The sequence below is a fragment of the Xanthomonas boreopolis genome, assembly GCF_046529185.1.
In the GTDB taxonomy this organism is placed as follows: domain Bacteria; phylum Pseudomonadota; class Gammaproteobacteria; order Xanthomonadales; family Xanthomonadaceae; genus Pseudomonas_S; species Pseudomonas_S boreopolis.
This window is the reverse complement of sequence record NZ_CP097162.1, coordinates 3,594,308-3,617,318: the sequence shown is the minus strand read 5'-3', so window position 1 is coordinate 3,617,318 and position 23,011 is coordinate 3,594,308. Positions and strand designations below refer to the sequence as shown.

General features: G+C 71.3%; 23 protein-coding genes. 5 read left to right on the top strand and 18 right to left on the bottom strand.

Going from position 1 to position 23,011, the window contains the following annotated elements:
* Positions 1 to 49 precede the first annotated feature (49 nt).
* From pdxA to M3M27_RS16320, 6 genes are all read right to left on the bottom strand, one after another.
* Positions 50 to 1,042 (bottom strand): 4-hydroxythreonine-4-phosphate dehydrogenase PdxA, encoded by a 993-nt coding sequence (pdxA, locus tag M3M27_RS16345; RefSeq protein WP_434026289.1) that lies wholly within the window; start codon positions 1,040 to 1,042, stop codon positions 50 to 52.
* 9 nt (positions 1,043 to 1,051) lie between these two features.
* Positions 1,052 to 2,413, bottom strand: a complete 1,362-nt coding sequence (locus tag M3M27_RS16340; protein WP_434026288.1) for a peptidylprolyl isomerase — start codon at positions 2,411 to 2,413, stop codon at positions 1,052 to 1,054.
* 59 nt (positions 2,414 to 2,472) lie between these two features.
* Positions 2,473 to 4,860 carry an LPS-assembly protein LptD gene (gene lptD, locus M3M27_RS16335; protein ID WP_140723849.1) on the bottom strand — a complete coding sequence of 796 codons (2,388 nt, stop codon included), beginning with the start codon at positions 4,858 to 4,860 and terminating at the stop codon, positions 2,473 to 2,475.
* A gap of 121 nt (positions 4,861 to 4,981) precedes the next feature.
* Positions 4,982 to 5,890: a histone deacetylase family protein gene (locus M3M27_RS16330; protein ID WP_434026287.1), complete on the bottom strand. Its 909-nt coding sequence runs from the start codon at positions 5,888 to 5,890 to the stop codon at positions 4,982 to 4,984.
* A gap of 104 nt (positions 5,891 to 5,994) precedes the next feature.
* The gene (locus M3M27_RS16325; protein WP_434026286.1) at positions 5,995 to 6,546 is read right to left on the bottom strand and encodes a cob(I)yrinic acid a,c-diamide adenosyltransferase; all 552 of its coding nucleotides are present in this window, start codon (positions 6,544 to 6,546) and stop codon (positions 5,995 to 5,997) included.
* A 7-nt stretch (positions 6,547 to 6,553) separates the two neighbouring features.
* A complete protein-coding gene (locus tag M3M27_RS16320; RefSeq protein ID WP_434026285.1) occupies positions 6,554 to 7,135 on the bottom strand; it encodes a hypothetical protein in 582 nt (193 codons plus the stop codon).
* A 143-nt stretch (positions 7,136 to 7,278) separates the two neighbouring features.
* Between M3M27_RS16320 and ubiH the strand changes: the two genes are divergently transcribed.
* The 3 genes from ubiH (at position 7,279) to M3M27_RS16305 (ending at position 10,859) form a co-directional block, all read left to right on the top strand.
* A complete protein-coding gene (ubiH, locus tag M3M27_RS16315; protein ID WP_434026284.1) occupies positions 7,279 to 8,487 on the top strand; it encodes a 2-octaprenyl-6-methoxyphenyl hydroxylase in 1,209 nt (402 codons plus the stop codon).
* Complete coding sequence (locus M3M27_RS16310) at positions 8,484 to 9,668, top strand: UbiH/UbiF family hydroxylase (protein ID WP_434026283.1); 1,185 nt, start codon at positions 8,484 to 8,486, stop codon at positions 9,666 to 9,668. The genes ubiH and M3M27_RS16310 overlap by 4 nt, the downstream gene beginning before the upstream one ends.
* 90 nt (positions 9,669 to 9,758) lie before the next feature.
* On the top strand, positions 9,759 to 10,859 hold the full coding sequence (locus M3M27_RS16305) for a Gfo/Idh/MocA family protein (protein WP_434026282.1): 1,101 nt from the start codon (positions 9,759 to 9,761) through the stop codon (positions 10,857 to 10,859).
* Positions 10,860 to 10,976: 117 nt separating this feature from the next.
* On the opposite strand, the gene M3M27_RS16300 is transcribed toward M3M27_RS16305, so the two are convergent.
* The 10 genes from M3M27_RS16300 to M3M27_RS16255 form a co-directional block, all read right to left on the bottom strand.
* On the bottom strand, positions 10,977 to 11,297 hold the full coding sequence (locus M3M27_RS16300; RefSeq protein WP_140723833.1) for a hypothetical protein: 321 nt from the start codon (positions 11,295 to 11,297) through the stop codon (positions 10,977 to 10,979).
* Positions 11,298 to 11,514: 217 nt separating this feature from the next.
* On the bottom strand, positions 11,515 to 11,925 hold the full coding sequence (locus tag M3M27_RS16295; RefSeq protein WP_140723829.1) for an EF-hand domain-containing protein: 411 nt from the start codon (positions 11,923 to 11,925) through the stop codon (positions 11,515 to 11,517).
* A 111-nt stretch (positions 11,926 to 12,036) separates the two neighbouring features.
* Positions 12,037 to 12,759, bottom strand: coding sequence for a hypothetical protein (locus M3M27_RS16290; RefSeq protein WP_140723826.1), 723 nt, complete (start codon positions 12,757 to 12,759; stop codon positions 12,037 to 12,039).
* Positions 12,760 to 12,853: 94 nt separating this feature from the next.
* Positions 12,854 to 13,804 (bottom strand): SMP-30/gluconolactonase/LRE family protein, encoded by a 951-nt coding sequence (locus M3M27_RS16285; RefSeq protein WP_434026281.1) that lies wholly within the window; start codon positions 13,802 to 13,804, stop codon positions 12,854 to 12,856.
* Positions 13,805 to 13,817: 13 nt separating this feature from the next.
* On the bottom strand, positions 13,818 to 14,864 hold the full coding sequence (rlmM, locus tag M3M27_RS16280; protein WP_140723819.1) for a 23S rRNA (cytidine(2498)-2'-O)-methyltransferase RlmM: 1,047 nt from the start codon (positions 14,862 to 14,864) through the stop codon (positions 13,818 to 13,820).
* A 182-nt stretch (positions 14,865 to 15,046) separates the two neighbouring features.
* On the bottom strand, positions 15,047 to 15,607 hold the full coding sequence (locus tag M3M27_RS16275; protein ID WP_140723816.1) for a nucleoside deaminase: 561 nt from the start codon (positions 15,605 to 15,607) through the stop codon (positions 15,047 to 15,049).
* Positions 15,607 to 15,969, bottom strand: a complete 363-nt coding sequence (locus M3M27_RS16270) for a hypothetical protein (protein ID WP_434026280.1) — start codon at positions 15,967 to 15,969, stop codon at positions 15,607 to 15,609. The genes M3M27_RS16275 and M3M27_RS16270 overlap by 1 nt, the downstream gene beginning before the upstream one ends.
* Before the next feature lie 66 nt (positions 15,970 to 16,035).
* Complete coding sequence (locus M3M27_RS16265) at positions 16,036 to 16,980, bottom strand: DMT family transporter (RefSeq protein WP_434026279.1); 945 nt, start codon at positions 16,978 to 16,980, stop codon at positions 16,036 to 16,038.
* 435 nt (positions 16,981 to 17,415) lie between these two features.
* Positions 17,416 to 18,177, bottom strand: a complete 762-nt coding sequence (locus M3M27_RS16260) for an AraC family transcriptional regulator (protein ID WP_434026277.1) — start codon at positions 18,175 to 18,177, stop codon at positions 17,416 to 17,418.
* Positions 18,178 to 18,238: 61 nt separating this feature from the next.
* Positions 18,239 to 19,984: a glutamine--tRNA ligase/YqeY domain fusion protein gene (locus M3M27_RS16255; RefSeq protein ID WP_434026276.1), complete on the bottom strand. Its 1,746-nt coding sequence runs from the start codon at positions 19,982 to 19,984 to the stop codon at positions 18,239 to 18,241.
* Between the two features lie 86 nt (positions 19,985 to 20,070).
* Here M3M27_RS16255 and M3M27_RS16250 point away from each other — a divergent pair, with 86 nt between their 5' ends.
* Both M3M27_RS16250 and msrA read left to right on the top strand, forming a co-directional pair.
* Positions 20,071 to 20,301 (top strand): DUF2007 domain-containing protein, encoded by a 231-nt coding sequence (locus M3M27_RS16250; RefSeq protein ID WP_434026275.1) that lies wholly within the window; start codon positions 20,071 to 20,073, stop codon positions 20,299 to 20,301.
* 269 nt (positions 20,302 to 20,570) lie between these two features.
* Positions 20,571 to 21,221 carry a peptide-methionine (S)-S-oxide reductase MsrA gene (gene msrA, locus M3M27_RS16245; RefSeq protein WP_434026274.1) on the top strand — a complete coding sequence of 217 codons (651 nt, stop codon included), beginning with the start codon at positions 20,571 to 20,573 and terminating at the stop codon, positions 21,219 to 21,221.
* 274 nt (positions 21,222 to 21,495) lie between these two features.
* On the opposite strand, the gene M3M27_RS16240 is transcribed toward msrA, so the two are convergent.
* Both M3M27_RS16240 and rnk read right to left on the bottom strand, forming a co-directional pair.
* Positions 21,496 to 22,464, bottom strand: coding sequence for a transaldolase (locus M3M27_RS16240; RefSeq protein ID WP_434026273.1), 969 nt, complete (start codon positions 22,462 to 22,464; stop codon positions 21,496 to 21,498).
* Positions 22,465 to 22,523: 59 nt separating this feature from the next.
* Positions 22,524 to 22,958: a nucleoside diphosphate kinase regulator gene (rnk, locus tag M3M27_RS16235; RefSeq protein ID WP_140723791.1), complete on the bottom strand. Its 435-nt coding sequence runs from the start codon at positions 22,956 to 22,958 to the stop codon at positions 22,524 to 22,526.
* Positions 22,959 to 23,011 lie beyond the last annotated feature (53 nt).

Here is a 23,011-nt window from a genome sequence, read left to right as displayed (position 1 = left end):
GAGAAGGAAGGCTTCATTTGGCTTCGCGCTCGACCCAGCGAGCGCGCCTTCATCCTTGGGAGAGGGACGAGGTTTTCCGCGCCGCGGCGATCCGCGCGCAGCACGCCACCGCCGCGAACAGGCTGGACGGATCGGCCAGGCCCTTGCCGGCCAGGTCGAGCGCGGTGCCGTGGTCGACCGCCACGCGCGGGTACGGCAGGCCCAGGGTGATGTTCACGGCCTGCTCGAAGCCGCTGTACTTGAGCACCGGCAGGCCCTGGTCGTGGTACATCGCCAGTACCGCGTCGAAGCCCTTGAGCTTGCCCGGCAGGAACGCGGTGTCGGCCGGCAGCGGTCCGACCAGGTGCATGCCCCGGCCGCGCAGCGCGGCCAGCACCGGCTCGATCACCTCGATCTCCTCGCGGCCCATGTGCCCGCTCTCGCCGGCATGCGGATTGAGCCCGAGCACGGCGATGGTCGGCCGGGCGATGCCGAAGTCCTCGCGCATCGCCGCGTGGACGATGCGCAGCACCCGTTCGAGCAGCGCGCCGTCGATCGCATCGGGCACCGCACGCAGCGGCAGGTGGGTGGTCGCCAGCGCGACCCGCACGATGTCGTTGGCCAGCATCATCACCACGTCGGTGCCGGCGCGATGCGCCAGGTGCTCGGTGGTGCCAGTGTAGGCGATGCCGGCGGCGTTGATGCTCGCCTTGTGGGTGGGGCCGGTGACGATGCCGTCCAGTTCGCCGCGCAGGCAGGCATCGGAGGCGGCATCCAGCGCCGCGACCACCGCCGGGGCGTTGCGCGGGTCGGTGCCGCCGAAAGTGTTGGGCACGGCATTGCGGATCGCGCGCAGGGGCAGGTCGCCGGGGGCAGCGGCCGGTTCCGTTTCCGGGAGCAGGCGCAGCGGCAGCGACAGCGCCTCGGCGGCGGCCAGCAGGGTGTCGGGATCGGCGAAGGCGAGCAGCCGGCAGTCGGGGCGCGGCCGCTGCGCCAGGCGGACGCACAGTTCCGGGCCGACGCCGGCGGGCTCGCCCGGGACCAGTGCGAGCGCCGGCTTCATGCCCGCGCCTCAGTTCTTCGGCTGGGCCGGGGCGGGTTCGGTCGTGGCCGGGGTCGCGGTGGCGTCGGCATCGGCGCGGTCGCCGGTGCGGAAGCTCACGTAGGCCTCGCCGCGCATCTCCTGCAGGAAGCGGTTGTATTCCTCTTCCAGCTTGCGGCGGCCGATGGTCTCGCGGATCTGGGCACGCTGGTTCTGGGTCGTGACGTCGGTCTGGCGGGTGCCGACGCGCTGCACGATGTGCCAGCCGGCGTCGGTGCGGAACGGCTGGGAGACCTGGCCGTCGGCGATGCCCGCGACCTGCTGGCCGAAGGCCGGGCCGAACGCATCCACCGGGAACCAGCCCAGGTCGCCGCCCTGGCCGCGGCTGTTGGTGTCCTCGGAGGACTCGCGGGCCACCGCCTGGAAGTCCGCGCCGCCCTCGATGCGCGCGCGCAGCGTCTCGATCTTGGCCTTGGCGGCCGCGTCGTCCTGGCTCTCGTTGACCCGGATCAGGATGTGGCGGGCGTGGTACTCGGTGACCAGCTGCTGGCCGGCCGCGGAGGCGTCGCGCACCTCGACCAGCTTGAGCAGCTGGAAGCCGCTCGGGCCGCGCAGCGGACCGACCACCTGGCCGGGCTTCATGTCGTGGATCAACTGGGCGAACGCATTGGGGATCTCGTCCAGGCTGCGCCAGCCGAGGTCGCCGCCTTCCAGCGCGTTGGGGCTGTCGGAGTAGCGGACCGCGGCGGCGGAGAAGTCCAGCTCGCCCTTGTCGATCAGGTTCTTCACGCCGTCGGCCTTCTTCTGGCCGGTGGCGATCTGCTCGGCGGTGGCGCCGTCGGGCAGGGCGACCAGGATGTGCGCCAGGTGGTACTGGCTGCCGCTGTTGGCCTGCTGGGCGAGCGCGGCGTCCACTTCGCCCTCGCTGACGCTGATGCGGCTCTGCGCGAAGCTCTGGCGCAGGCGCTGCACGGTGATCTCGTCGCGCACCGAGCTGCGGAAGTCGCCATAGGAAATGCCGTCGGCGGCCAGCTTCTGGCGCAGGCCGTTGACGTCGGTGCCGTTCTGCTGGGCAATGCCGGCGATGGCGCGATTGAGCTCCTCGTCGCCGACGCGGATGCCGCTGCTTTCGGCGCGGGCCACCTGCAGCTTCACCAGGACCAGGCGCTCGAGCACCTGCCGTTGCAGCACGTCGTCGGGCGGCAGCTGGTCGGCGTGGCCGGCGTACTGCGCCTTGACGTTGCGCACGGCGCGGTCGAGCTCGCTCTGCAGCACCACGTCCTCGTCCACGATCGCGGCGATGCGGTCCAGGGGCTGGGTCTGCTGTGCCGAGGCGGCCAGCGGGAACACGCCGGAAACGGCCAGCACGGAACCAAGAAGGAATCCGCGCACATGGACGTGCGCTGCTCTTGCGAGGGACTCGCAACGGAAAAGAGCGGAGAAGGGCTTGATCATGGAATCTCGTTCGGATCGTAAGCGTCCGGATCGGTCGTGGTATTGCTGGGCGGTACCAGGTACAGGTCGTCGCGGTAATAACCGAGAATAGCACGCCGCAAAGTGCGGTCCGTGTCCTGGCCGATCGAGCTCAGGCCCTTCAGCACGAATTCAAGTTGGAACGAGTTGTCCAGCTCGCCCTCGCGGTTGCGCACGTAGCGGCGCACCAGCGCCCGCACCGCCAGGCAGCAGCTGTCCCACTGCACGCCGCCGATGATTTCCAGCGGCTTGCGGTCCAGCAGCGAGTAGTAGTAGCGGCCGACCACGCTCCAGGTCGGGTTGATCGGGTACAGGAAGGAGAAGTCCGCCTGCTTGAGCTGGTCGGTACCGTCGTTGGTGTTGCGGCGGTAGCGGTAGGCCAGGTTGATGATGCCGTCGTCCTTGAGCAGGTAGCGCGTGCGGAAGCTGGCCAGGTCCTCGCGCCGGTAGTCCGGGTTCCACTGGTAGGTGGCGCCCAGGCTCCAGCGGTCGTTGATCATGTAGGCCGCATCGGTGACCCAGGCCGACTTGCCCTTGTTCACCGCCGGCTCGGCGCCGCTGCCGAGCGAGACCCGCGAGTCCTCGAAGTACAGGATCTGGCCGGCGCTCAGCGACAGCTTCTCCTGGCCGTCGGACTGGCGCAGCCAGCGCGAGGTCACCGCCAGGGTCAGCTGGTTGGCGTCGTTCTGGCGGTCCGCGCCGGTATAGCGGCTGTCGCGGAACAGCTGGCCCCAGCTGAAGGTGAACGCGCGCGTGTCGAACAGCGGCAGGTCGCTCTGGTCGCGGTACGGCGCATAGAGGTAGTAGATGCGCGGCTCGAGCGTGTTGAGGTAGCTGTCGCCGAACAGGTGGGTCTCGCGGTCGAAGTAGAGGCCGGCGTCCAGCGAGGCGATCGGCAGGCTGCGGGTCGGGCTGCGGTTGCCGTTGAGCTGGTCGGCCAGGCCCTTGCTCAGCTCGTAGGCGGTGTAGCGCCAGGCCAGCGTCGGGGTGATGTACCAGGCCGCGCCGGACAGCGGGAACGAGACGTAGGGCTTCAGGTCCAGGCGCGAGCCGTCGTAGTAGCGCTGGTTGATCGTGTTGGTGCGGTAGTACTCGCCCGTCGGATCCTGCGCGACGGCATACGAATCGTCGTGGGTGAAATGCACCGCCTCGGCGTAGATGCCGGCCTCGAACCAGTGCGCGAACGGCTTGTCCCAGTTGAAGAAGAGCCGCGGCTGGCGGTTGTAGGCCAGCGCCCTCTCGTCCAGCGTGTAGTCGGTGAGCTGCCAGCGGTCGGCCATGATGCCGGCATTCCAGTTTTCGCCGGTGCCGTAGACGCCGATCGTGCTCTGGATGCTCGACGCGGAGGACAGCCCGTTCAGGCGGCTGGTGAAGTCCTCCATGTAGCGGGTGTCGCTGACCCAGCGCAGGCTGGAGCGCGCCTGCCAGTGCGAGTCGATGTTGTGGTAGCCGTCGAAGCTGAAGCTGCCGCGGTCCTTGTCGCGCAGGTCGTCGTTGGGCATGTAGGTGGCGGTCGCCGTGCCCTTGCCGCCGTCGTACAGGTAGCGGAACTCGTTGCCGAGCATCCAGCCGCGCTTGCTCATGTAGCGCGGGTACAGGGTGTCGTCGTAGTTCGGCGCCAGGTTCAGGTAGATCGGCTGGGTGTAGTCGAAGCCGTTGCGCCCGGACATGCCCAGCTCCGGGTACAGCAGGCCGGTCTGGCGGCGGTCGTCGATCGGGAACTTGAACCACGGCATGTACATCACCGGGACCTTGCCGATCTGCAGCACCGCGTTGCGGGCAGTACCGAACCCCTCCTCGTTGTCCACGTCGATCTCGGGCGCGCGCACGCGCCAGATCGGCTGCGACGGGTCGCAGGTGGTGTAGGTGGAGCGGTGCATCTGCCCGACCGCGCCCTGGATGTCCACCGAACGGGCCACGCCGTTGCCGCGCCGGTCCACCAACTGGTACCTGATGTTGCTGATCTTGTGGGTATCGGAGTCCTGGTTGCCCTCGGCGCGGTCGGCGACCATCCGGATCGACGAGTCCTGGTAGCGGACATGGCCGTCGGCCACGTAGTTGCCGCTCTCGGTGTCGAAGCGCAGGTTGTCCGCGTGCAGGTACTGGTCGCCGCGGTTGAGGGTGACGTTGCCGCTGTACTCGGGCACGACGTTGGTGCCGGAGAGCTGGTCGCCCTCGATGTCGGTCGGCTGCTGGGTGCGGTCCTGGGCGGCCTGCTGCGGGGTCGCCGCCGGCACGTTCTCGAAACCCGGCAGCGGTTCCGTGATCGGGCACAGCCCCCAGTTCAGGGGCTTTTCGGCCGCCATCGCCGGCAGGCTGATGGCGATGCTCAGGGGCAGGGGCAGCAGGCGGAGAGCTCGGCGCACGCGGTCGGATCGGGGTGAAAACGGCGGTTAGCTTGCCCGATGGGCTGCATGGGGGCAATGAAGACGCGGTCGCGCGGGGGGAGGAGATTCAGGCCTGGCGCGGCCTTGGACGGCCGCGCGGCTAGCGCAGCGCGGCCACGTGCGCGACGCTGCTCTCGCGCAGGGCCTCCAGGTCGTAGCCGCCTTCCAGCATCGAGACCACCCGCCCGCCGGCGTGGCGGTCGGCGATGCCGCGCAGTTCCGCGGTGAGCCAGCCGAAGTCGTCGGCCTCCAGCATCAGGTCGGCCTGGGGATCGCGCATGTGCGCGTCGAAGCCGGCGGAGATCATCAGCAGCTGCGGCCGGAACGCGCCGATCAGCGGCAGCATCTGGTCGGCCCACAGGTTGCGGAACCGGAACCCGCCGCTGCCGGGCGGCAGCAGGGCGTTGTGGACGTTGCCGACCCCGCGCTCGTAGACCCCGCCGGAATAGGGGTACAGCCCGGACTGGTGGCTGCTCAGGTACTGCACGCGCGGGTCGCGTTCGAAGATCGCCTGGGTGCCGTTTCCATGGTGCACGTCGAAGTCGACGATGGTGATGCGCTCCAGGCCATGGCCGTCGCGGGCATGCGCGGCGGCCACGGCGATGTTGTTGAACAGGCAGAAGCCCATCGAGGCCTGCCCGGTGGCATGGTGGCCGGGCGGGCGGACCGCGCAGAACGCGGTGGTGGCCTGGCCGTTCATCACCGCGTCCACCGCCGCGACCCCGGCGCCGGCGGCGCGCAGGGCGGCCAGGTACGAACCGGGCGACATCGCCGTGTCGACGTCGAGCATCCGGTGGCCTTCGAAGCGCGGTTCCAGGATGGCGTCGATCTGTTCGCGCTCGTGCACCCGGGCCAGGTCGCCGAGCTTGGCCAGGGGCGCCTCGCGCCATTCCAGGTCCGGGAAGGCGGCGCGCAGCGCCGTGGCGACCTCGTGCAGGCGGGCCGGGCGTTCGGGATGGTCGGGGCCCGGGTCGTGGTCGAGGCAGGCCGGATGGGTGAAGACGAGCATGGGGCGAATATACGGGCTTGTCGGGGCTCCGGCCCTCGCTGGCTTCGGCCGGCCGGCGGCCCGTGGGGCGCCGAGGGCCGGGCATCCTCCCGCGGCGGGCGGCGTCAGCGGCGGTCGTGGCGCCAGAGCACCTCGCCTTCGCCGGCGTCGCGGGCGAGCACGCGGGCCAGGACGAACAGCAGGTCGGACAGGCGGTTGAGGTAGCCGAGCGCCTCGGCCCGCACCGGCTCCTGGCGCGACAGCGCCACCGTCTCGCGTTCGGCGCGCCGGACGATGGTGCGCGCCAGGTGGCAGCGCGCGGCGGCCTCGCCGCCGGCGGGCAGGATGAACTCCTTCAACGGCGGCAGGCCGTCGTTCAAGGCGTCCAGCTGCCGTTCGAGCGCTTCGATGTCCGCCGCCTGCATCGCGGCATGGCCGGGAATGCACAGCTCGCCGCCGAGGTCGAACAACCGGTGCTGGATCGCGGTGAGCAGGCCGCGGACCTCGGCGCTGATGCCGGGCGCGGCCAGCAGCAGGCCGATCGCCGAGTTGGCCTCGTCCACGGTGCCATAGGCGCAGACCCGCAGCGCGTCCTTGCCGGTGCGGCTGCCGTCGCCGAGCCCGGTGCTGCCGTCGTCGCCGGTGCGGGTGTAGATCCGGGAAAGCCGGTGGCCCATCGCCGCCTCAGTTGGCCAGCGGGCGCTGCAGGGCGCGATGGCCGAAGCGTTCCGAAGCCCACTGCACGGCGGCGGCGATCCCCACGTACAGGGCGGACGTGCCCAGGTAGGGCAGGAACCAGTCGGCGTAGTTCCGCGCCCAGCCGGCGATGCTCGGCGCGGGCACGCTGGCGCTGGTCCAGTAGAAGCTGGCCTGCGCGATCAGGTGGCACAGCGCGACCGAGGCCACCAGCGCGCCGGCGGCGCGGCCGAGTGCCGGCAGGTCGGCGCCGCGATAGCGCCCGCGCAGCCAGGCGCCGCCGGCCCACAGCGCGAAATAGGCCGGGACCAGTGCGATGTAGCCCGGCGAGACGCAGTAGTGCCGCCAGAAATCGATGCCCTGGCCGCGGATCACCGCCCAGTCTATCGCCACCGCCAGCGCCATCAGCGAGGGGAACGCCCAGCGCACCTGCCGGCGCAGCTGGAATCCGGCGACGAAGAACAGGGCCCACGACGCGTCCGGCACCGGGGCGAAGTGGTTGATGCGGGTGGCGAGCATCAGGCCGGCGAGCACGGCCAGGTGCGCGAGGGAGCGGCGGGACTCGTTCATTGCGGGGCGATTGGAAACCGGGCGAAGGCTGATCTTAGAGCGTGTCATGCCCTTTGGGGCGGAATGCGCGGGCCGCCGGCGGTGCGGAGCCTGCGCGGCGCCCCGCGCCGGTGGCCGGGACCGGACCGCTTTATCATGGCGGGATGGAACCCACACACGATGTACTGATCGTCGGCGGCGGCCTGGTCGGCGCCAGCCTGGCGATCGCCCTGGACCGGATCGGCGTGGACGCCGGCCTGGTCGAGGCCGCTCCGCCGGGCGAACTGCCGGCGGTGTTCGACCAGCGCAACCTCAGCTTCGCCGCGGCCACGGTCAATGCATTGACCTCGCTCGGGGTGATGGCCAGGCTGCGCGCGCCGACCGGGCCGATCCGGCGCATCCACGTCAGCCGCGCCGGGGACTTCGGCCGGGTTCGGCTCGATGCCGCCGACTACGCCCGCGACAGCTTCGGCCAGGTGGTGGTGGCGCGCGATTTCGGCGAGGCGCTGGAAGCGCGCCTGGGCGAGCTCTCGCACCTGACCCGCTACCGTCCGGCGCGTTTCATCGGCCTGGACGCGGCCGAGGATGGCCATCGCACGGTCCGCATCGCCGATGCAGACGGCGAGCGACGGGTGCGCGCGCGGCTGGTGGTCGGGGCCGACGGCACCCGCAGCGCGGTGCGCGAGCTGCTGCACATCGGCACCGACGAGCACGACTATTTCCAGACCCTGTTCGTGGCGCGCGTGCGCGCCGCACGCCAGCCCGACGGCACCGCCTGGGAGCGCTTCGGCGAGCACGGCCCGACCGCGCTGCTGCCGCGCGGCGACCGCCATTACGGCGTGGTGCACGGCGTGGCGCGCGAACAGGCCGCCGCGGTGGCCGCGCTCGACGAGGCGGGTTGGCTGGCGCGCCTGCAACAGGCCATCGGCTGGCGCGCCGGACGGCTGCTCGCCAGCGGCGAGCGCAGCGCCTATCCCCTGGTGCAGGTGCTGGCCAAATCGCTGGTCGCCGAGCGCGTGGTGCTGCTCGGCAACGCCGCGCAGACGATCCATCCGGTCGGCGCGCAAGGCTTCAACCTCGGCCTGCGCGATGCGTTGACCCTGGCCGAACTGATCGAGCGCGACCGCGGCGACGCCGGCGCGCCCGGGCTGCTGTCGGCCTACGTCGCGCGCCGGACGCCGGATCGCGAGCAGACCATCGGCTTCTCCGGCGGGCTGGCGCGATTGACGTCCAATCCGGCGCCGCTGCTGCGGCCGCTGCGCAGCGCCGGCCTGCTGGCCGCATCGCAGGTGGCCGGGCTGCAGGCGCTGATGGTGGGCGGCGCGATGGGCTTCCGCGGCGAAGTGCCGCAGCTGTGCCGGAGCGCGTCGTGAACCGGTGCGGCGGACTGGACGCGGTGATCGCCGGGGGCGGCGTGGTCGGCGCCGCCTGCGCGCTGGCGCTGGCCGAGGCGGGCCTGGACGTGGCCCTGGTCGAGGGCCGCGAACCGCCGCGCTGGAGCGCGGAACGCCCGGACCTGCGCGTGTACGCGTTCGCCCAGGACAACGCCGCGCTGCTCGATGCGCTGGGCGTGTGGCCGCAGGTGCGCGCGGCGCGCGTGCAGCCGTACCGGCGGATGCGGGTCTGGGATGCCGGCGGCGGTGGCGAGCTCGGTTTCGACGCCGACGCGTTCGGGCGCGAGCAGCTCGGCTGGATCGTCGAGAACGACCTGCTGGTGGACCGGCTATGGGCCGCGTTGCCGGCCTCGGGCGTGCGCCTGCACTGCCCGGCGCGGCTGGAGGCGATCGAGCAGGACGAGCGCGGCGTGAGGGTCAGGCTGGACGACGGCAGCCGCATCGATGCGGCGATGGCGATCGCCGCCGACGGGGCCGAGTCCACGCTGCGCGCGCTGGCCGGCCTGGACGTCGCGCGCCACGACTACGGCCAGCGCGGCGTGGTCTGCTTCGTCGAGACCGAGCGCCCGCACGAGGACACCGCCTGGCAGCGGTTCCTGGCCACCGGGCCGCTGGCGTTCCTGCCGTTCGCGCAGGGGCGCAGCTCGATCGTCTGGACCTTGCCGGACGCCGAGGCCGAGCGCGTGCTGGCGCTGGACGAGGCCGCGTTCGAACGCGAACTGGGCAACGCGTTCGCCGCGCGGTTGGGCAAGGTGCGGCTGGCGTCGCGGCGCGTGGCCTTCCCGCTGCGCCGCCAGCTCGCCGCCGACTACGTGGCCGGCCGCGTGCTGGTGCTGGGCGACGCCGCGCACGTGGTGCACCCGCTGGCCGGGCAGGGCGTCAACCTCGGCCTGCGCGACGTGGCCGCGCTGCGTGCGCTGGTGCGCGAGGCGGCGGGCCGGCGCGCGGACTGGAGCGCCCCGCACCGGTTGCGGCGCTGGGCGCGCAACCGCCGCAGCGACAACACCGTGGCGGCCTACGGCTTCGACGCGATCAACACGCTGTTCTCCAACGACGAGCTGCACCTGACCCTGCTGCGCGGGCTGGCGCTAGGCGCGGCCGGGCGCATGCCGCCGGTGGTCGACATGCTGTGGCGCGGCGCGGCGGGGTTGCAGCGTTGACGCGTGCGGCCGGCGCGGCCGGCCTTGACGCGGTATGAATGGCGCGCAGGCGCAAATGCGCGGATGTCATCGACTCGGGAGGGCTGGACGATGCAGGACGTTTTTTCGCGACGGGATTTCATGCGCGGCGCATTGCTGGCGGGCGCCGCGACCGCCTTGCCGGGCGGCGCGTTCGCGGCCACGCCGCGCAAGCCGCTGGGCGTGGCGCTGGTGGGCCTGGGCGGCTACAGCGCGGGCCGGCTCGCGCCCGGGCTGCAGCTGACCCGCTACTGCCGCCTGGCCGGGGTGGTCAGCGGCACGCCGGCCAAGATCGAGGACTGGCAGCGCCGCTACCGCATCCCGGACCGCAACTGCTACAGCTACGACGACTTCGCGCGCATCGCCGACAACCCGGACATCGACGTGGTCTACGTGGTGCTGCCCAACCACCTGCACGCCAAGTACAGCATCGCCGCCGCCGAGGCCGGCAAGCACGTGTGGTGCGAGAAACCGATGGCGATGAACGCCGCCGAGGCGCAGCGGATGATCGATGCCGCGCGCGCCAACAAGGTGCAGCTGGCGATCGGCTACCGCATGCAGCACGAGCCCAATATCCGCCGCCTCATCGGATTCGCCGAGAGCGCGCCGTACGGGGCGATCCGGCAGGTGCGCGCCGAGGCCGGCTTCAACGGTTTCGACGGCGCCGACCGCAGCAACTGGCGCCTGGACCCGGCGCGCGGTGGCGGCGCGATGTACGACATGGGCGTCTACTCGCTCAACGGCGCGCGCTACGCGGTCGGCCGCGAGCCGGTGGCGGTGAGCGCCAGGCACGAGGTCGCGCGCCCGCAGATCTTCCAGGGCGTGGACGAGACCACGCGCTTCAGCCTCGAATTCCCGGACGGCGTGGTCGCGCAGTGCGCCACCAGCTTCGGCCAGAACATGAACCTGCTGCGCGTGGACTGCGAGCGCGGCTGGTACGAACTGTCGCCGTTCCAGTCCTACGACGGCATCCGCGGCCGCACCAGCGACGGCAAGCCGTTCGACGCGAAGGTGCAGCACCAGCAGGCGCTGCAGATGGACGAGGACGCGCTGGCGATCATCCAGGGCAAGCCGCCGCGCGTGCCGGGCGAGGAAGGCCTGGCCGACATGCGCGTGGTCGACGCGATCTTCGCCTCGGCGCGCGACGGCGGCCGGCGGATCGCCCTGGGTTAAGCGCCGCTGCACCGCCTGGCCTTGGCTCCCGCGCCAGCGGGAGTCCCTGGCCGCCGTCGTCGCGAGGGGCTCTCGTCGTCGTTGCCTTCGCGCGGGCGACGGGGAACGCGACGGGATTCAGCCCATCCATCCCTTCAGGTCGGCCTTGCTGAGGCGGCCCCGGTGGTGGACGTCCACGGCGTCGAACTCGGCGCTGAGGGTGGGGTCGGCCTTGGCTTCCTTGCGGTCGATGTAGCCGTCGTGGTTGCGATCGAGCTTGTCGAAGTCGATGCGGTACTGGCCGACCACCGAGTCGGGCTCGACCGAATTGACCTGTACCGGCTGGCCGTCGACCTGCAGGTGGGCCGTTCCGGTGACCTGGCCGTCTTGCGCCCAGGCCGCCAGCGGGGCCAGGGCGAGGGCGAGCGAGGCAGCCAAAGCGCGTGGGGCGATGTTCATGGCGTACTCCTCTTGGTTGGGAGCTGTACGCTAGGCCCGCCTCGATTAATGGCGACGAAAAAAATCCGGCCGGAAACGGCGGCGGGAAACTCCGTTTAGCACGGCGTTCGCGATGTGGTGGATTCGCTAAGTTCGCGGCCGCCCGCCTGGGTGCGCAGCGCCGGGAACGACGCCGGTCGCGGACGGCGCCGTTCCGGCGGGGCGCAAGGCCGCCTGCCTACTTCAGCCAGCCGGCCAGTTGTTCGCGGCCCAGCTTGCCGCGGCGGGCGGTGTCGAGCGAGTCGAACTCGTCGGCCAGCGCAGGATTGGCCTGCGCTTCCTCGCGGCTGATGAACCCGTCGCCGTCGGTGTCCAGCGCGGCGAAGTCGATCTTGTAGTCGCCCACCACGCTGTTGGGCTGGATCGTGCGCACCGTCACCGGCGCTTCGCCGACCGGCATGGCGAGATGGGCCTGGTGGGTGACCTCGCCGTCGGCGAGGGGCTCGCTGCGCACGTTGACCGGCACGTCGCGCAACGGTTCGCTGACGGCGCTGTCCTTGGGGACCGTCCCGTAGGTCTGCGCGCCGGCGAGGCCGCTGGCGAACAGGGCGCACAGCGCGATGGCGTGGATGGAGCGGGCGAGTGTCATGGAACCCCCTGTAGCGTTGGAACGCGGGCTACCTTACCCACGCCGCGCTGAACCGGCGTGATGGGGCGCAGGCCGTGCCACGGCGGTTCCTGCGGCCGCTTCCGCGGCCGGCTAGCCCGGGATGAACGGGAACACGATCTTCAGCAGTCCCTTCAGGCCGCCTTCGGCGGTGCTGGCGACGGCCTTGGCGCCGAGGCTGTTGAGCGCGCGCCGCACGTCGTCCCAGCGCAGTTGCTTGATGTCCTTCTTCAGCAGGTCGGCGACCTCCTCGGCGGCGGGGGCGAGTTTCTTCAGTTCGCGCACCGTCGCCTCCGGGTCGGGCTGCAGGTAGCCCCAGCGCTCGGCGATCTTCAGCAACGTGTCGAAACGCACCGCGACGACCTCGCGGTTGCGCTCGTACACCGGCAGCGCGCCGACCTCGAGGATCGCCTGCTCGAAGCGCTGCGCGTCGTCCGGGTGCTCGATCCGCACCGCCAGGAAGCCTTCCTTGCGGCTGCGCTCGCTGACGTGCTTGGCGCCCGAGCGCAGGTTGTCCTCGGTCAGCACGCTGGCGACGATCCGGCGCAGCGCCGCATCGTTCTCCTCCGGCACCAGCGCGCGCCAGCGCGCGTAGCCGTCGCGGCGCAGCGCCTTGACCTTGGCCGGGGTGACGCGCAGTTGCATCGCCACGGCGGCGTTGGAGTCGCTGCGCGAGATCGCGCCGTCGCGCTCGAGCAGCACGAAGATCAGCAGCTCCAGGTCGCGCTTGGTCAGCGACTGGAAACCCTGCAGCAGGGTCAGCCGCAGGAATTCGTTGGCGAACCCGGCCGGGTCCTTGAGCTCGATGGGTTGCATGACCGCCCCTCCTCATTCCTCCGCGGAACAGGCGCAGGATGCCATGCCGCGGTTGCGCGCCCTGAGACGGGCGCCGCATCGCGGGCGGATCGCCTCAGAACGCGCCCTTGCGGCCGGTTTCGCGGCCGGGCACCTCGCTCAGGAAGGTCTCGATCGCGCCGCGGTCCTGCAGGGTGACGTAGACCTGCCGGCCGTCCTTGCCGCCGAAGGCCAGGTTGGTCGGCTTGCTGCCCTTGAGCTTGACGGTGCGCAGCAGCTTGCCCTGCGGCGAGACCACCACCACCGCGCCGGCGTCGTAGCGGGCGATGTAGAGGTTGCCGTCGCGATCGCAGCGCATGCCGTCCAGGCCGGCGTCCGGGAACTCGATCAGCAGGCGCTTGTTGGAGGGCTTGCCGCCGCGGTCGAGGTCGTAGACCCAGACTTTGCGCTGCATGCTCTCGTTCACGTACAGGCGGTCGCCGCGCGGCGAGACCTCGATGCCGTTGGTGGTGCCCATCCCGGTCTCGAGCAGCTCGGCATGGCCCTCGCGGTCGATCCGCCAGATCTGGCCGGTGCCGGTGGACCAGTCCGGGTCGCTGGCGTACAGGGTGCCGTCCGGCGCGCGCGCCAGGTCGTTGGGTTGGTGCATGCGCGCATCGGCGGCGAAGGTCGAGACCTGGCGGGTGTCCGGGTCCACGGCCAGCACGCGGTGGCCGGTGTAGTCGGCCACGTACAGCACACCGTGTTCGCCGAAGCGCAGGCCGTTGCCGGTGCTGCCCTCCGGCAGGCGCACGAACAGCTCGGCCTGGCCGGTGCCGTCGGGCCGTGCCGTCACCCGGCCGATGGTGCCATCGCCGCCGAACGCGACCGCGTACAGGCGGCCGTCCGGGCCCACCGCCGGGCCTTCCACGCCCTTGCCGAACACGCCGTCGGGAACGTAGTCGCTGGCCACGTAGACGGTCGGCAGGCGCGCCTGGCGGTTGTTGGCAGCGGGTGCGACGGTGCTGGTGGCTAGCAGCACGACCGCCAGCGCGGTGCGGAGCGGGGACGGGGCGGAGCGGATCATGGCGGGGTTCCGGTCAGGGGGAGGCCAAGGCGGCGACCGTGATCTCCTCGCGGTCGTGGTAGAGCTGCTTGGCGCGCACCTGCAACGGCCTTCCGGCCTGCCGGCGGAACAGTTCCAGGCACAGCATGGTCTCGTCCCAGCGCTTCTTCATCGGCAGCTTGAGGTTGAAGATCGCATGCCGGCACCAGCCCTCGCTGAACCAGGTGGCCATCCGCTCGGCCACCCGTCGGGGCTGTTCGACCATGTCGCAGACCATCCAGTCCAGCGGGCGTTCCGGTTTCCAGTGGAAGCCGTCGGCGCGCAGGTGCTCGACCAGGCCGGTATCGAGCACGTGCTGGCGCAGCGGGCCGTTGTCGACGCTGGTGACGTGCAGGTGCTCGCGGGCCAGCACCCAGGTCCAGCCGCCGGGCGCGGCGCCGAGGTCGGCCGCGCGCATGCCCGGCTTCATCCGCGCCTGGCGTTCCTCGGGCGAGAGCAGGGCGATCAGCGCCTCCTCCAGCTTCAGCGCCGAGCGCGAGGGCGCGTCCGGCAGCAGCTTCAGGCGCGGGATGCCGAGCGGCCACGGCGCGCTGTCGCGCGGATCGGCGGCGGCGAGGAACAGGTGGTCGCCCTGCACGAAGCACACGTGCAGGCGCGGCAGCCGCGCCTGGGGCTGGTCGGCGAGCAGCCCGGCCTTGCGCAGCGCCGGCCGCAGCGCGTTGCCGAAGCTGCGCGCCAGGCCCGCCAGCGGCTTGCCGGCATCCGAATCCGGGTGTTCCACCCACAGGTCGCCGAAGCGCGGGGCGCCCTGCAGCGCGGCCACGATCGGCGCGATGCGGTCCTTCGGGTCCACGCCGCGCAGTTCGGCCAGCAGGTGCAGCTTCTGCCGGGCGAAGATCAGCTCGCGCCAGGGCAGGCGCGCGGCCAGTCCTTCGCTGTCCTCGCAGGCGAACATCACGTAGCCGTCGTTGCGTTGCGCGCGCGCGTAGCCGGCGAATCCCGCCTCGGCGGCGCGCGCGGTCAGCTCCGCGGCCAGTTCGGGCTCGAAGCCCTGCCGGCAGTAGCACAACAGTCCGTTCATTTCATTGCGCCTCCTCGGCGGCGGGGAGGCGGTTGCGTGGTCCCTTCGGTGCGCCGTTCCCGCGCAGGCGGGAATCCAAGGCCGCCGCCTTCGGCGGACCAGCGCCCCCGGATTCCCGCTTGCGCGGGAACGGCAACGACGGCGACAGGGCGGGATGGTGCGTGGAATGCCGCATCGGGCGGTCAGTAGCGATCGCCACCGCTTTCCCCGTAGGCGCGCAGCACGGCGCGGGCGTCGTCGCGCAGCAGGTCGCGCACGACCTCGATGCCGCGCTTGTTCAGTTCGCCGATCCAGTCCGCCGGCAGCGGGCCTTCGTCGAAGGCGGTCAACTCCATCACGTCCTCGGCGCGCGCGCCGATCAACAGCCGGTCGATGCCGGCCCAGACCGTGGCGCCGTAGCACTGGCAGCACGGCTGCGAGGAGGTGGCGAGCGTGACCGGCTTGAGCATCTCGTTGAGCCGGTGGGTCTGCAGGCGCTGCTGGGCCAGCATGTAGGCCATGTTCTCGGCATGCGCGAGCGAGGTGGCGTGCGGCACCACGCGGTTCACCCCGACCGCGACGATGCGGTCGTCAGGGCCGAACACCGCCGCGCCGAACGGCCCGCCGCTGCGGTGTTCGATGTTCCGCCGCGACAGCTCGATCGCCAGGGCCACCTTCGATGCGTCGCCGGGATAGGCGAGGGTGGTGTCGACGTGTTCGTGGACCCAGGCGGGCAGGGTGAGGTGGACTTGCGCGTACAGCATCAGCGGACCGGTTCGGGGGTGTCGAGGGGGCGGCGCAGTGTATCGGCACCGCCGTCCTTTGCGGTGCATTGGCCGGACACGCACTGGCAGCCGCTGATCTCGCGGAAGCCGCACACGCTCATCCGGCCGCTGGCGCGGCATTGCGCCATCACGCCCTCCGGGTCGGTAGGACTGGCGGCGTTCACGCACGCCGGGTAGGCGCCGCAGCAGTTGCCGACGTTCTTGACCGTGCAGTCGGCGTCGGTGCGGCAGGTGGTGTCGATCTTGGCCGGCGCGGCCGCCGGGGCGGTGGCCTGCGATTGCGAGGCGGGGGCGGCGCAGGCCGCCAACAGCAGGAGCAGGGCGGGCAGCAGGCGTTTCATCGCGGGCTCCGGGGGCGGGAGGGCTCGAATATAGCCATTCTCGCCGGAGCCGCCCGTCGTCGGCGCCTACGCGGCGGGCGCCCGGCGCCGCTCCACGTGCACGGAGGCGCACCACAGCACGCCGCCGAGCAGGCAGGCGATGGCGAGCGCTTCCAGCGCGCTCGGCAGGCGCCGTTCCCAGGCGAAGCCGTACAGCAGCGCGAACACGGTCTCGAACACGATCATCTGCCCGACCAGGGTCAGCGGCAGCAGCCGGCTGGCGCGGTTCCAGCAGGCGTTGCCCAGCACCGAGGCGAATATCGCCAGCACCAGGCCGATGCCCCAGAAGCGGGCCCAGTCGGCCGGCAGGTGCCCGGCGCGGTCGAACGCGAACGCCGGCACGGCCAGTAGCAGCGACAGCGCGCCAGTGACCACGCCGGTCAGCAGCGACCAGTCGCCGCTGGACAGGTCGGGCCGGCGCGACAGCCAGCGCGCATTGGAGACCGAGTACGCCGACCACGACGACAGCGCGCCGAACGCGCAGGCCAGGCCGATCGCGCGCTGGGCCAGGCTGCCGGCGCCCCGGGCTTCCCCGTGCAGCGCCTCGAAGGCGACCAGCGCGACCCCGGCCACGCCGAGCGCGGAGGGAGCGGCCAGCCGCGACAGCGCCACCGCGCCGGCCGCGCGCGAGCCGACCACGGTCACCACCACCGGCAGCAGGCCGATGATCAGCGAGGTCGCCGCGCCGCCGGCCCATTGCACCGCGGTGCCGAGCATCACGTAGTAGACGAGGTTGCCGAGCAGGCTCAGGCGCACCAGCGCCCACCATTCGGCGCCGCCGAGGGCGCCGCGCAGGCGCCGCCAGCGCGGCGCGAGCACGCAGGCGGCGACCAGGCCGTAGGCGAGATAGCGGGATACGGACAGTTGCAGCGGGGAGAAGTCGTGCAGCAGTTGCGGCGCGAGGAACACGAGCCCCCACAGGGCGCCGGCGATGACGCCGTTGCTGACTCCGCCGATCAATCGTTCACGCATGGCGCCTGGTCCTCCTTGGGAGAGGGAGCATGCCGGGAAGGCCGGGGGAATGATTGACCCAGGCTCTTGCGCGGCGTTCAGGCGGGCGATCGGCGATGGGAAGCGCCGTCGCGCTGGCTTGCACGGGTTACGGATGCGGCGGGCCGTGTGGGAGGGACTTCGGTCCCGACGGGCTTTCCCGATGTTGCTCGGGCAGCCGTGGTTTCCTTCTCGCACTTTTGGGGTGAAGACGTGCGGCTTGCGAGCCATTGGCTCGCGCATGATCACGAGCAGCGGCAGCGACAGCGACAGCAGCAGCGGTCAAGGCGAAAACCGAAGTAAAAACAGCAGCCGCGGAAATCTTTCCACCGTCGTCCCCGCGAAGGCGGGGACCCCAGCGCCTCCGCTTTCCCCCGAACGAAAGCCATCGGTCCCCATCTGGCGCGGGGACGCCGATCATGGCGCCGCAAGCGGCTCGGCGGGCTTTCCCGCAACGCGATGCAATCGCCGGTAGGCGGCCGGAGTCAGGCCGGTCTCGCGGCGCAAGGCGCGGGTCAGTGCGGTCTGGTCGGACCAGCCGTTGTCCAGGGCGAGTTGCGCGATCGGGCGATCGCTGCCGGCCAGTTGCGCGCAGACGCGTTGCAGGCGCAGCGCGGACAGCCATTGCTGCGGGCTGCGGTCGAACTCGCGGCGGAACAAGGCATGCAGCCTGCTCTCGCTCAGCCCGGCGTGGCGCGCCATGCGCTCGACCGGCCAGGCTTCGCCGGGGGCGGCGGCGAGGGCGTCGCACAACGCCTGCAGGCGGCGCAGCGGCGCCGGGTCGCTGCCGAGCGCGTGCAGCAGCTGCGGCAGGCAGTGCCGGACCAGCGGCAGGGGAACCTCGTCGCGCTCGCGGCATTGGCGATCGACGAAGCCGGCCAGCGCGCGCAGGCGTGGCGTCATCGCCACGAACGGCCGCTGCTGCAGCTGCTGCATGCGCGCCTCGCCGAAGCTGCCGAGGTCGCATTCGACGAGCAGGAAGCGGTTGTCGCCGTCGGCGCCCTGATCGTGCTCGGTCCCGGGCGCGACCACGACGGCGTGCCCGGCATCCACCAGGCCGCCGCGCCCGCCGACCTCGATCTCCAGCGTGCCGCGCAACGGCAACACCACCTGCACGTGCGCGTGGTGGTGGAGATGGCCGTCGCGGCCGTAGCGGCGCAATTGCAGGGCGCCGGTCATCGCGCCGCCTGCCGTGCGCCGCCGCGCCTGGCGGAACCGGTCGGCCAGGCGCGGGAGGCCATCACTTGGCCCAGGCGTCGCGCAGCGTGACGCTGCGGTTGAACACCGGACGGGCCGCGCCGTGGTCGCGGCGGTCGGCGACGAAGTAGCCCAGCCGCTCGAACTGGAACGACTGCTCCGGCGCCGCCTGTGCCGCGGCCGGCTCGACATAGCCGGCGACGATGCGCTTGGACTCGGGGTTGAGGTGGTCGCGGTAGGTCTTGCCCTCGGACTCGTCGTCCGGCTTCTCGACCGAGAACAGGCGGTCGTACAGGCGGATCTCCGCTTCGACCGCGTGCCGCGCGCTGACCCAGTGGATGGTGCCCTTGACCTTGCGGTTGGCGCCTTCCATGCCCGGGCGCGATTCCGGGTCCAGCCAGCCGCGCAGCTCGACGATCTCGCCGGCCGCGTTCTTGACCACCTCGTCCACGCGCACGATGCCGGCGCCGCGCAGGCGGACCTCGCCGCCCGGCACCAGCCGCTTCCAGCCCTTCGGCGGCACCTCGGCGAAATCCTCGCGCTCGATCCACAGCTCGCGCGAGAACGGCACGCTGCGCTCGCCCTGGGTCTCGTCCTTGGGATGGTTGGAGAAGGTCAGCGTTTCCTCGTGGCCTTCCGGCAGGTTGGCGAGCACCAGCTTGAGGGGGTCGATCACCGCCAGCCGGCGCTGCGCGTGCGCGTCCAGGTCCTCGCGCAGGCAGCCTTCCAGCACGGAGAAGTCGATCACCGAGTTCTGCTTGGAGATGCCGACGCGATCGACGAACAGGCGCATCGCCGCCGGCGTGTAGCCGCGCCGGCGCAGGCCCTGCAGCGTGTACATGCGCGGGTCGTCCCAGCCCTCGACCAGGCCTTCCTCGACCAGCGCGGTGAGCTTGCGCTTGCTCATCACCGTGTAGTTGATGTTCAGGCGCGAGAACTCGATCTGGCGCGGCTTGGCCGCCTCGTTCGGCAGCCCCTTGGCGGCCAGCGGCGCCAGCAGCTCGGGGTGTCCGGCCAGGTCGACGTTGTCCACGCACCAGTCGTACAGCGGGCGGTGGTCCTCGAACTCCAGCGTGCACAGCGAGTGGGTGATGCCTTCGATGGCATCGCCCAGCGAATGCGCGAAGTCGTACATCGGGTAGATCGGCCAGGCGTTGCCGGTGTTCTGGTGCTCGACGTGCTTGATCCGGTACAGCGCCGGGTCGCGCAGGTTGATGTTGCCGCTGGCCATGTCGATCTTGGCGCGCAGGGTGCGCGCGCCGTCGGGGAACTCGCCCGCGCGCATGCGCCGGAACAGGTCGAGGTTCTCCTCGACGCTGCGGTCGCGCCACGGCGAATTGCGGCCCGGTTCGGTCAGCGTGCCGCGGTACTCGCGCACCTGCTCGGCAGTGAGGTCGCAGACGAAGGCCTTGCCGTCCTCGATGAGCTTCTCGGCGGCCAGGTAGTACACCTCGAAGTAGTCCGAGGCGTGGCGCAGGCTGGCCCAGTCGAAGCCCAGCCAGCGCACGTCGTCCTGGATCGCGGCGACGAACTCGGGGTCTTCCTTGGCCGGGTTGGTGTCGTCCAGGCGCAGGTTGCAGGTGCCGCCGAACTCGGCCGCGACGCCGAAGTCCAGGCAGATCGCCTTGGCGTGGCCGATGTGCAGGTAGCCGTTCGGCTCGGGCGGAAAGCGGGTCTTGATCGTGGCGTGCTTGCCGCTGGCCAGGTCCTCGCGGACGATCTGGCGGATGAAATCCTTCTTTTCGGGAAGGGCGTCGGCGGCGGGTGCGGGGGGGGGCGTGCTGGACATGCCGGGGCTGGATGCAGAAAGACGCGCAGTTTATCGCGCCGGGGCGCCCGGCGTATTCTGGCCGGCAAGCCGCGAGGAGCTCCGCCATGCAGGTCGCCTACCGTGCCGACAACCTGTTCGACGCCCATCTGGTGAAACATGCGCTGGAGGACGCCGGGATCATGGCCTTCGTGTTCGGCGAATCCCTGCTCGGTGCCGGCGGCGACCTGCCGCTGTTCGGCGTGCTGCGGGTATGCGTGCCGGACGAGGCGCTGGAGCAGGCGCAGGACGTGGTGCTGGCGCTGGGCCTGGACGGGCAGGCGACGCGCGCGCTGTAGCCTGTGGGCGCGCTTTTGTGGGAGCGGCTGAAGCCGCTCCCACAAAAGCGGATGGCCCGGCGGCGCCTCGGCCGCTGCCAATGCGCGCAGCCGCCTGAACAGCGCCACGGTCCCGGCGGGCGGCGCGATCACCGGCAGGAAGCCGGCCCGGATCGGCGCGCGCCGTTCCAACCGTGCATGGCCATCCGGCACGGCGCAGGCCGGCCCTGCTTGAAAGCCGGGCCGGCCGGTCCCATGCAGCGGAAGTCCCCCCTCGCCGGAGCATCGCCATGCTGGGAGCCCGCCAGTTCAAGCAACGCCTGCCACGCGCCGACGAGGCGCTTCCCGGACGCGCCGCGCCGCTGCCGCTGCACAACGTGCATTTCGTCAACGGCCATCCGCTGCGGGCGGATTTCGCCGGCCTGGAGACGCTGGACGTCGGCATGGGCTGTTTCTGGGGCGCCGAGCGCAAGTTCTGGCAACTGCCGGGCGTGTACGCCACCGCGGTCGGCTACCAGGGCGGCTTGACGCCCAATCCCACCTACGAGGAAGTCTGCTCCGGCATGACCGGGCACGCCGAGGTCGTGCGGGTGGTGTTCGATCCCGCCCAGGTCTCGCGCGACACGGTGCTGCGCACGTTCTGGGAGAACCACGACCCCACGCAGGGCATGCGCCAGGGCAACGACACCGGCACCCAATACCGCTCGGCGATCTACTGCCACGACGAGAACCAGTTCGAGTCCGCGCTCGCCAGCCGCGACGCCTACCAGCAGCGCCTGCACGAGGCCGGCTACGGCCAGATCACCACCGAGATCGCCTATCCGGCGGGACCGTTCTACTACGCCGAGGATTACCACCAGCAGTACCTGGCGAAGAACCCGGCCGGCTACTGCGGCCTGGGCGGTACCGGGGTGAGCTGCCCGATCGGGCTGGAGGCGTGAGCCTTCTTTGCTGAGGGGATCGCGCGAGGTCTGCGTACTGCGCGGGTCGTTCCGCGCAAGTCGCTGGGTCCCCGCCTGCGCGGGGACGACAGCTGGAGGTTTCCGGAGCAAGCCACCTTGCCGATGAAGCCATGCTTCCATCGTCGTCCCCGAACCCAGCGACTTGCTTCCTTATTTCCGGCGGCGCTCGCCCGTAGGCGCGGCGCAAGCCGCGATGACCCCCGATGGCGGTGGGGCGTCGCGGCCTGTGCCGTCCTGCGGCCGTGGCCCGGGCTCAGCCCGCCAGCTTGCCGCGGATCGTCGCGCGCAGCGCCTGCAGGTCCTTGGCGAAGGTATCGATGCCGCTGGCCAGCTTCTCGGTCGCCATCGGGTCCGCGGCCAGGTCGGCGGCGAAGCGGGCCGCGTCGATCGGCGTGGTCGCCGCGCCGTCGGCCGGCTTCGGCGACAGCTTGCGCGGCAGCTCGCCGTGGTCGGCGTCGAGCTTTTCCAGCAGGTCCGGCGAGATGGTCAGGCGGTCGCAGCCGGCCAGCGCCTCGATCTGCGCGGTCGAGCGGAACGAGGCGCCCATCACCACGGTCTTGGAGCCGCGCTTCTTGAACTCGGCATAGACGCCGCGCACGAACTTCACGCCCGGGTCCTCGTCGATGCTGGCCGGGGCCTGGCCGTTGGCGACGTACCAGTCGAGGATGCGGCCGACGAACGGCGAGATCAGGAACACCCCCGCTTCCGAACAGGCCAGCGCCTGGGTCTGGTTGAAGATCAGGGTCAGGTTGCAGTCGATGCCTTCGGCCTGCAGCTGGCGCGCGGCCTCCACGCCTTCCCAGGTCGCGGCGACCTTGATCAGGATCTTGTCCTTGGGCACGCCGCGCTCGGCGTACATCTGGATGAACTTGCGCGCCTTGGCGACCGTGGCGGCGGTGTCGTGGGCCAGGTCGGCGTCGACTTCGGTGGAGACGCGGCCGGGCACCAGTTCGGCCAGCATCGTGCCGACGCCGATGGTCAGGCGGTCGGCGACCTCGTTGACGACGGCGTCGCCGCCGCCGGACTGCTGCCGGCCCCAGGCCAGTTCGCGCTCGATCAGCTCGGCGTACACCGGCAGGTCCAGCGCCTTCTTCACCAGCGTCGGGTTGGTGGTGCAGTCCACCGGCTTGAGGCGCTTGATCGCCTCGTAGTCGCCGGTGTCGGCGACGACCACCGACAGTTCGCGCAGTTGGGCCAGTTTGGAAGGTTGCGAAGCGGTCATTTCGGTCTCTCGTTTCGGTTCGGGACGGATGGTGCGAGCGGGACGCTACGGTAGCGCGCTCAGCGATGGAAGTCGCCCGCCGCCTCGGGCTGGTAGTGGATGGCGGTCACGCGCAGGCGCAGCTTGCGGCCTTGCGGCGTCTCCCAGTCGATGCACTGGCCCAGCGACAGGCCGAGCAGGGCGCTGCCGACCGGTGCCAGCACCGAGACGCGGTGGCGCTCGACGTCGGCCTCGTTCGGGTAGACCAGGGTGAGGGTATGCGTGTCGCCCTGCAGTTCGTCCTGGCATTCCACGCGCGAATGCATGGTGACGACGTCGGCGGGCATCTGTTCGGGCGCGACGATGCGGGCGCGGCCCAGTTCCTCGGAGAGCGCGATCGCGGCGGGGTGCCGGCTCAGCGCGGGGGATTCGAGCATCGCCTCGAGGCGGGCGAGATCGCGGGAGGAAATGGTGATGGAAGGCGGCAGGCCGCTGCTGTGCTGCGATTGGACCATGGGATTCTCCTTGGAGGACGGACAAGCAAAAGGCGACCGGAAGGCCGCCCGCG